The sequence below is a fragment of the Winogradskyella wandonensis genome (assembly GCF_004346845.1).
GTDB classification, from domain to species: Bacteria; Bacteroidota; Bacteroidia; order Flavobacteriales; family Flavobacteriaceae; genus Winogradskyella; species Winogradskyella wandonensis.
Map to the genome: position 1 here is coordinate 1 of NZ_SMGI01000011.1, position 2,772 is coordinate 2,772.

Annotated in this window: 1 protein-coding gene; it reads right to left on the reverse strand. The window is 40.0% G+C overall.

The genetic code is table 11. The features are described 5' to 3' along the window. Positions 1 to 2,772: LamG domain-containing protein (locus tag DFQ05_RS13560; protein WP_479686041.1), on the reverse strand; the 2,772-nt coding region annotated here is incomplete at both ends.

Here is a 2,772-nt window from a genome sequence, read left to right on the forward strand (position 1 = left end):
TATATTTACGAGCTCGTCGATTTTGATACTATTATCGCCATCCTCAGAGGTGTAAATAATTAAAGGATAACTCGTGTTTTCTTCCATACTATTAGAAGCTTGTATAACATAGAAGTTGTTATCAATCGCCCAAAACATATCGTCGTTTTTAAATTCGTAGGTTATGGCATCATAACCCCAATCGACACCAGGCGTTGTATTATCGTCTATAGTTAGTAATAGCTGTCTGTGTTGCCCACTAGCCGATTCAAAACCAAGTTTAATTTTAGTTCTTGGGTCAGCGCTATCCTCAGAGACAATATCAGCTTGGTTGGCAGTATTGTTTCTAAAGAATACACCATTTGCAGCAGACTCTTTTTTAAAGACACGTTGTCCGTTATTAAAGTTAATTGTACCACCGTTTGCTGCAACAACAAAGAATCCTTGTCCGACAGGGATATATCTTCCAGGCGCTTTAGTACCAGAGCCAGTTTGTGACACATCAGGGTCAGATGTTCCAGTTAAGCTAAAAGGTGCTGCTATACTACCTGCCAAGTTGTAGGTACCGTAACCACCTTGGTAGTTTTGTAATATATGGTCACCGCCACCCCAATGTTCCCAGAAGTATAATGTACCACTAGTCGTAGCATCTGCTTCAGGTGTTACAGAATCGTCATAGAATAGCGTAGGACCATTATCTATGATAAACTGTCTTGCATCAATAGCAGAAGCGTAAGGATTACCGACAAGATAGTCATTGTACTGACTAATGGTAAGATTAATATTAGCGTTATTAGGACTACCTCTAAACGTATAGTTTTGTTCTGTACCCGTAGAGCCAGGACCTTTCATTGTAAAACCTTCACCAGGTAGTATAGTTCCTGTGCGTCTAACATGCTGCCATTGCGAGTAATCACCATCGGTTTGATTAGCAAACTTCCAAATCCAGTAGTCTGCAATTGTAACTGGCGATGTATTTGCACCGTCGTATCCGGTAGCAGAGAAGTTTACACCAGAACCACCATCGAACATAATATCGGTAACTGCGTACGAATATCGGTTAGGGTTAAGACTGGCAGGTGCAATACTAGTGTTACCAACAGGCGCTGACCAGTAGTTATAATGATAGGTGTTCGTAGTACCTTGTTGGTCTTTTTCTAATTCTCCTGAAGGACCAAGAATTAAATCACTATCTGTGGTTTGAATAAGTTGAGATTCACCTTCCAAATCGAATGTTCCGCTCATTTCAAGATAATGCGTAACCGTGTAACCAAAACCTGTTTTCGCAGTGTTGTCTCCGTCTACGGTTATAGTTCCTGCGGTTTGTACATGAGCTAATACTGTTCTATTACCCTCATTATCGTTACCATCAGGGTCGGGAAGATTAACAAGCGTATCATCAAAAAGTGATGTGTTATCAATTGTAATATCATGAGCCGTTTCAACAATATTCCAGTCTACAGAGATGTCGTTATCGGCTAATGAGCGTGAACCAGGAATATATTGCATACTACCATTTACCCATGTACTATTAGTTTCCCAATCTCCATTTTGAGTTGATCTATACGGAAGTGGTGCCGTTTGAAAATCGACTGTTCTTAGTTGTCTTAAGTATCCGATTAAATTATTTCCTGATTCGTCATCTGTATTTGTATATGTATAACGTGACATTGGGAAATAAGCTCTTAAATTAGAGAAATCCAAACCAGAGGCATCATTCTTAGTCGGAAGAATGCTATTATCGTTAAAATATTTACCAATGGTTCCAGGATTATCCTCAAGTTCTTGATTCATTAAAAAACGTAATTCACCAACCGTAAGTGCTTGATTCCATACACGAACTTCATCGATATTACCTTCGAAGTGATTAGTTGTGTTGCCATCTCTACCAGCTGCACCGATTAAAAAGGAGTTACTTGTATCTGCGGGTAGTGGGAGAGAGGATGATGTTTCTAATACACCATCGATATAGAGTTGGGCTGTAGTGCCATCGTGCGTAACAGCAATATGGTGCCACTCATCTTCTGGTATAGCTACTAGAGAGCTGATACTCCTTGTCAGTACCCCATCTCTCCAACGCATTTCTACACGTCCAGAGTTATTTATTCTTAAATCGTAACCTTCTGAGAAACCTACATCTCTCTTAGCTATAATAGAGGAGTTTGTAGAACCAGACTCTCTTTTAACCCAAGTGGATAGTGTAAAACTTGTATTTAAATCAAGATTATCTTCTACATCTATATAATTGGAAGCCGAAGCATCAAAATTAATTGAACGTTCTACGATAATCTCTGGCGCGTAGCCAAAAGTGATATAGCGTTCTGAGTTGGCAGGGAAATCGTATTCAGCAACCAGGTTGCCACTTCCATCAGCAGTCATGACACGATATTGTGCCGTAGGTGTAAAGACACCAGTATCGGAGATAAACATTAGATAATTACCAGGAGGTGTAATGTTTCGTACAGCATTTTCAGGGATAGAGATTTGCACTCTATCGACATCGCCCGTTTCAACAACTTTCCAGATACGCTGCATACCAATAAAAGAGACATTAGTACTAAGGCCTGCAATATTAGCACTCATATCAACAGAGATAGTAGAAGGCGCTGCATCTAAGCTTGCGTTATTGTTCCCCCACATGATAAAGTTTTTATCAGCGAAAGAGGAGGATGCATTAACGGTTTTGTTTTGTGAGTTGGTATCTTCGATAGAGGTAAGCCCCATGGTAAGAATACCACGTGTTTCACCAATACCATCGACTAACGTATTCACGCTCCTAGATTGTCTTTGGTC